Raw genomic sequence first — 5,565 nt, 5'->3', positions numbered from 1 at the left:
AGGGTTGTATTGCGGTTTGAGGACAGGTTTTTTGCCTTGCAACTATCGAAAAAAGAGGTTTTTTCACAGCCTGACGTGTTGCTACTACAGCGGGTTTGGGACTAAATTAAGCCCATTCTTCGGATTTGCCAAATCATTCAAATACAAAACCATCTTTCCATTAAACCAATTGCCCAAATCCGTTGTAGTAGCTGTTAGCGGTAGCCGTTTTGGATTCTGATTTTCTTCATTAAAGTATTTTTAAGTTACTCAAACCAATTTTTGCCTTTTTCTAAACGTTCAAAAAAATCAGTAAATGAATTTCCAATTTCAATATGATAAGTTTTGTCTAAATCGATAAAAGGTGACAGTACTATTCGACATTCTCCATTTTTGACATTCTCGATTGCAATAAATTCAGAACTCCCATTTCCGCCAATTGCAATTGTGTTTTTTAAGTTTTCTATAATTTGATATTCACTATTTATCGTCAAAATTTCATTAAAATCCCAAAGTCTAACAAATTCATTGCCGACAAAACTCTCGTTTTCTATATAATTCTCGGCGTAAAATCTGTAATCTGCGGGAAGTGAAAAATTTATTTTATCTTCAACTTCTTTAATAGTTGTTTTCGGTTTTTCAGTTCTTTTCTGAAAACCATATTTAGCAAATATATTTTCGATATCTAACATAGATTTTTAAAGATAAACTTCTGTTCTGCACTTTTACGGTTACCGCTAACGTTCCCTTGCTACAAGAGGTTTGGGATTAAATTAAGCCTTATTTTCGGATTTGCCAAAATTTCTCAAATACAAGACCATTTTTAAATTAAGCCAATTGCCCAAATCTATTGTAGCAAGTGTTATGCGTTCGCCAACTTTTCTTCGTTACTATTCAATGCTTTTATTAATTGCTGTAAATAAATCCAAGTGAGCCAATTTTCATTTGTTTGGAGAATAATTGTCCCTCAGTGTAATTGTTTTCTGGAATGTCAATATTTACATTGTCATTTTCAAGTTCCCTATGGACCAAAATGGAATATGAAATTCGTCCACTTTTACTTTCTGTTGTTACTATTTTTGTAATTGTTCCTTTTAATAAATAATCATTTTGTTGTCCAATATTACAATTGTATATTATAAGGAAACCTTGAAAAGCTACGATAAACATAGCACTACAAATTATAGTATAAACTAACATTCCTATTGCTTTTCGCCAAGTTTTAATATCTTGTTTATAACCAAATGTAGCTCTATACGCATAATAAATTGCCAAAACTAAAGAAGGTATTGCAAACCATTTTAAAGTTGTCTCAATAGGTTTGTCACGTAAAATAAATTCAACGGAAAAAGCTGAATATATTCCAATACCTACAAATAGAATGAAAGGAATAATTATTTGTAAGTCTTTTTTAGTAATTGTCATTAGTGTATTTTTTGTTTTTAAGGTTCTTTTTTATACGGTTGCTATTTGGTGACGCATAACGTCTTGGCACTACAGCGGGTTTGGGACTAAATTAAGCCTATTCTTCGGATTTGCCAAATCATCCCAAATACAAAGCCATCTTTCCATTAAGCCCAATGCCCAAATCCGTTGTAGTGGCGGTTATGCGACGTTACTTGATTTCTATTTGCAAGCCCAATTTATTCGCTTGATTTAAAAATTCTTTTATATTCCAAGGATTCCATTCTGTAGAAGTAGCTATAGTTTCATCTAAAAGTTTAATTTCTTCCTCCGGTTTGATATAATGTCTTTTGTGACCGCTTCGCTGATAAATTGAATATGCATTTTCTATTGTATCAAAAACCCCAAAACTTCCTTGAATAAAATCAGGAAATTTACTCTTTAATTCTACAAATGTCGTATTGGGATTATTTTCGAGATAATGTTTAATAACCGCATTTACAAGGCGTCCTTTATTATATTCTTTTTGATTAAAAATAAACTTTGAATAATCTTTACTTAAATATTTGAATTTAAAGAAAGTATCAGAAATAACAAAAATTTCATTGTTTGAGCTTTTGAAACGTTTTAATGTCATTCCTGCAATTGGAATTCCAAGATATTCATATCCTTGACTTAGCTTATCTCGAAGAGAATTTGAAATATCTGTTCCAATTAAAACACCAATCCATTTTGGAGCATAATCTTCTCTCCAATATTCAGGGTTTTCTATTATTACTTGTTCCTTTTGATTTAGATAATCTTGAAGTTGAGCTAAGCTGTCATCATTTATTTCTTTTACTTTAATTTCGACAATCCCAATATATTCACCTGAATATTTTGCAAGAATATCAATTCTTCCGTCTCCCGTTTTTCTTCCTTTTTTTAAAGCAATTTCTGCGTCAAGAATTGTTACTTCACTAAAATTTTCTTTATCTAGTTTTAGTATTTCTTCATTTTCTAAAAGATAAGCTTCCATTGCTAATTCTTTCCAAAATGGGTATTCTTTTAATTCAACATTATTTGCTGTAATTTGTCTATATAATTCCATATTTTTAGTCTGGTCTGGTGTAATGTCGCATAACGTGTTGCTACTACAGCGGGTTTGGGGTTAAATTAATCCCATTTTTCGGATTTGCCAAATCATCCCAAATACAAGACCATTTTTAAATTAAGCCAATTGCCCAAATCCGTTGTAGTAGCGGTTATGCGATGTCGTTATATTTCTGTTTGAGTTCCGATTCCAAATGCTTCCACATTTTCATAAGCACTCTATTCTGTTTTTCTGCATTGTTGTTTAAAATCTTTCCATTTTCAGAAAGTGAATATTTTTTGCCTTCTTTTAAGATTAGGTCGTTTGCTATTAACCACGAAATGGAAGTTTGCATTTCTTTTTGCGTCGGAACAGAATGATTTATTCCGTCTGCTATTTGCATGATTCCTTCAAATGTAGTTGGCGAACTTTGCGATGCAATAGAGATTGCTAGCAAAATCCATGAAATTGTTTCCGCATTTTTAAATTCAACATTTTGCATTTGGACTATTTTTCTGTTTATGATTCTGCTTTTGTACGATATCGCATAACGTCCCGTCGCTACACGAGGTTTGGGATTAAAGATGCGTTTTTTTTCTATTATACACAAATTTACCAAATACAAGACTATTTTTAAATTAAGCCAAATGCCCAAATCTCGTGTAACGGCTGTTGGTGGCAGTGCTTTTATGCGTTTCTATTTTCCGCTTTTTCTTCTGTTATCATCTTTGCATAACATTTGGCAGTTGTCAGCTGATGTTTTTCCTCCTAAATGCCAAGGTGTAATGTGGTCGCCTTCCATTTCGTTAATTTCGTAATGCTCGGTGCAAACTGGGCAAATTCCTTTTTGTCTTTCGTATGCTTCACGTTTTTGATTGTCGCTAAATGCTCGAATATTCAAAAATCTTTCTTTTCGTGTCAAAACGTAAGTATAAATTCCTTTTTTGTTTCCGACATCTTCGTCTTGCATTAGTTGGCTAATTTCTTCTTCGAGTTTTTTGTGGTCAAAACTTTGTTTATGAAATTCGTTGTGCAAAAATCCCCAATCAATGCCTTTCATTTCTCTGCGATATTTCGGGAAAGTTGCTTTTATCCAACTCATAACTGACTGAAAATATAACCAAATTTCGTTGGCATTTGGCTGATGTTGTTTTTCAGCCATATATTTTTCGATGTTGTCTTTAGAAATCCATTTGATTGTGGTTTCTAAATAGTCTTGTCGGATTGCCGAACCATTAAGATAATCGCCTCCAATTTCATAGGCTGGACAACCATTTTTTGAAAAATAACGTTTTACGTCTGTTACCCAACTACCTGAATAAACTGCATTTCGGAGTTCTTGGTCGGTCAATTTTTCTCCTGCAATGTTGATAGTTTTAAACCACTCTAATTTTTCGCTGTCCGTTCCCGAACAGAGATAAACCATAAGTTTATAATTCAAAATTTGTTCTTGTTCGTCTTTTTGTAAGTTGTGAAAATAGCGATTGTGGTATGCGAAATCTCCCTCTATAAATTGAGAAATTGAAATTGTTCTTTGTTGTCCGTCAATTACTTCGTAATCTCCATTTTCACGAACAGCCCAATACATCACGTTTAACGGAAAATCTTTTGTAATTGTATCTATAACGGCTTCACGTTGCTTGTCTTTGTAGATAAATTCACGTTGATAGGGTGGTCGAATGTCTAATTTTCCACCATATCCAACAACTCCGTTTTCTTCGTTATCTTCATAGCCGTTCGTGAGTTCACGAACAGAAATTTCTTTGAGTTCTATGTTCATATTTTTTTATTCTTTATTATTACTCTTGCGTAAGGAACATCAACAATTCCCTTTGTCATCATATACAAATCGCCATCAACAGCACCACGCTTTTGAATTTCTTTTCTGTATTTTTTGTGTTCTTCTTTGTAGGGTTGAACGCCAATTTCAATTCCTGAATTAGAAATTCCTAATCCTATAATTTCAAATTGTTCTGGGTTGTATTTGTCTAAAAATGTAATCGGAACACCTATAAAACCGCTATAATCCATAGGTATATCCTTTGTTTTATTTACGTTTATTGCATTAAAATTTTCGTAAGTTGGATATTCTTCTTCGTTATAAGATTTGTATAAAATTAAATCCTCGTGTCTTTTGTTGATTTCAAGATTTGTAAACCAATGAACGCCCGAAACTCTTATCATTCCTTCTTTTCGGTCGGTTGCCGTTGCGTAATCTTCATAATGTTCATTGATGAAATGACCTGCACCGCCTTTAAATCCATAACCCAACCAAAGTTTATTTTCTTTGATGAGCTTAAAAATTTCTTTGTAAGTGATTGCGTTTTGGTGTCCGACAATGACAAATTTTTTATCGTGTTCGATGAGTTGGGCAACATATTCACGGAATAAAGAAAAAGGCGGATTAGTAACGACAATATCGGCTTGCGTTAGCAAGTCGATACTTTCTTTACTGCGAAAATCGCCATCGCCTTTTAAATGTTTTATTCCGATTTCTTCGGGGTCAGGAACGAAGTTTCCGTTTTTATCGCCTGTGTATTCAAGATAAATTGCACTTTCAGAATTATTTTTACTGAACAAGTCACGCTCTTGATTTTTGTAGCAAGTTGCTATTAGTTTTTTCAGTCCGAGTTTTTCGAAGTTATAAGAAAAGTAATGAAAAAAATTGCTAACTCTTGGGTCATCACAGTTGCAATAAACAACCTTGTCTTTGAAGTGTTTTTTGTAATATCTCAACTCTCGTTCGATGTCCGAAAGTTGTGTGTAAAACTCGTCTTTTTTGTTATTTTTTGCTTGGTGTAAATTTTTGTTTTGTGTTGTTTTCGCCATTTGCTTTCCGATTTACGGTAGCAAATGCTTATCAGTCGTCTTATGTCGGAATGTTTGTTTTTAGCCCGAACGTCAGATAGCATTGCCACCAACGTCCCGCTACTACAGCGGGTTTGGGACTAAATTAAGCCCATTCCTCGGATTTGCCAAATCATCCAAATACAAAACCATTTTTCCATTAAGCCTATTGCCCAAATCCGTTGTAGTAGCTGTTGGCAGATGTTTTTTATAATCTTGCTTTCTTGTTATTATATTCTATTTTTCTATTTTGGTCATTTTTT

At 33.2% G+C, this 5,565-nt stretch carries 7 protein-coding genes; 1 reads left to right on the top strand and 6 read right to left on the bottom strand.

Annotated elements, in window-relative coordinates; all coding sequences use genetic code 11:
• On the top strand, positions 1-220 hold a 220-nt coding region (locus ABEG11_RS18900; RefSeq protein WP_348825743.1), incomplete at its 5' end, for a hypothetical protein.
• 25 nt (positions 221-245) lie between these two features.
• Here the strand turns inward: ABEG11_RS18900 and ABEG11_RS18895 are convergent.
• The 6 genes from ABEG11_RS18895 to ABEG11_RS18870 form a co-directional block, all read right to left on the bottom strand.
• Positions 246-671 carry an SMI1/KNR4 family protein gene (locus ABEG11_RS18895; protein ID WP_348825742.1) on the bottom strand — a complete coding sequence of 142 codons (426 nt, stop codon included), beginning with the start codon at positions 669-671 and terminating at the stop codon, positions 246-248.
• 214 nt (positions 672-885) lie between these two features.
• Entirely contained in the window at positions 886-1,404 is a 519-nt protein-coding gene (locus tag ABEG11_RS18890; RefSeq protein WP_348825741.1) for a hypothetical protein, read from the bottom strand.
• A gap of 190 nt (positions 1,405-1,594) precedes the next feature.
• Complete coding sequence (locus tag ABEG11_RS18885) at positions 1,595-2,473, bottom strand: PDDEXK family nuclease (protein WP_348825740.1); 879 nt, start codon at positions 2,471-2,473, stop codon at positions 1,595-1,597.
• Positions 2,474-2,627: 154 nt separating this feature from the next.
• Positions 2,628-2,957, bottom strand: a complete 330-nt coding sequence (locus ABEG11_RS18880; RefSeq protein ID WP_348825739.1) for a hypothetical protein — start codon at positions 2,955-2,957, stop codon at positions 2,628-2,630.
• Positions 2,958-3,152: 195 nt separating this feature from the next.
• Positions 3,153-4,235, bottom strand: a complete 1,083-nt coding sequence (locus ABEG11_RS18875; protein WP_348825738.1) for an HNH endonuclease family protein — start codon at positions 4,233-4,235, stop codon at positions 3,153-3,155.
• Positions 4,232-5,284 (bottom strand): adenine-specific methyltransferase EcoRI family protein, encoded by a 1,053-nt coding sequence (locus ABEG11_RS18870; protein WP_348825737.1) that lies wholly within the window; start codon positions 5,282-5,284, stop codon positions 4,232-4,234. Before ABEG11_RS18870 ends, ABEG11_RS18875 begins: the two co-directional genes overlap by 4 nt.
• Positions 5,285-5,565 lie beyond the last annotated feature (281 nt).

The sequence above is a fragment of the Flavobacterium aestuarii genome (genome assembly GCF_040049115.1).
Lineage (GTDB): Bacteria > Bacteroidota > Bacteroidia > Flavobacteriales > Flavobacteriaceae > Flavobacterium > Flavobacterium aestuarii.
This window is presented reverse-complemented; position numbering and strand designations above follow the sequence as displayed.

Coding starts and splice junctions, on each gene's coding strand:
- ABEG11_RS18885 (WP_348825740.1), bottom strand. CDS start 2,473: ATGGAATTATATAGACAAATTACAGCAAATAATGTTGAATTAAAAGAA.
- ABEG11_RS18875 (WP_348825738.1), bottom strand. CDS start 4,235: ATGAACATAGAACTCAAAGAAATTTCTGTTCGTGAACTCACGAACGGC.
- ABEG11_RS18870 (WP_348825737.1), bottom strand. CDS start 5,284: ATGGCGAAAACAACACAAAACAAAAATTTACACCAAGCAAAAAATAAC.
- ABEG11_RS18890 (WP_348825741.1), bottom strand. CDS start 1,404: ATGACAATTACTAAAAAAGACTTACAAATAATTATTCCTTTCATTCTA.
- ABEG11_RS18880 (WP_348825739.1), bottom strand. CDS start 2,957: ATGCAAAATGTTGAATTTAAAAATGCGGAAACAATTTCATGGATTTTG.
- ABEG11_RS18895 (WP_348825742.1), bottom strand. CDS start 671: ATGTTAGATATCGAAAATATATTTGCTAAATATGGTTTTCAGAAAAGA.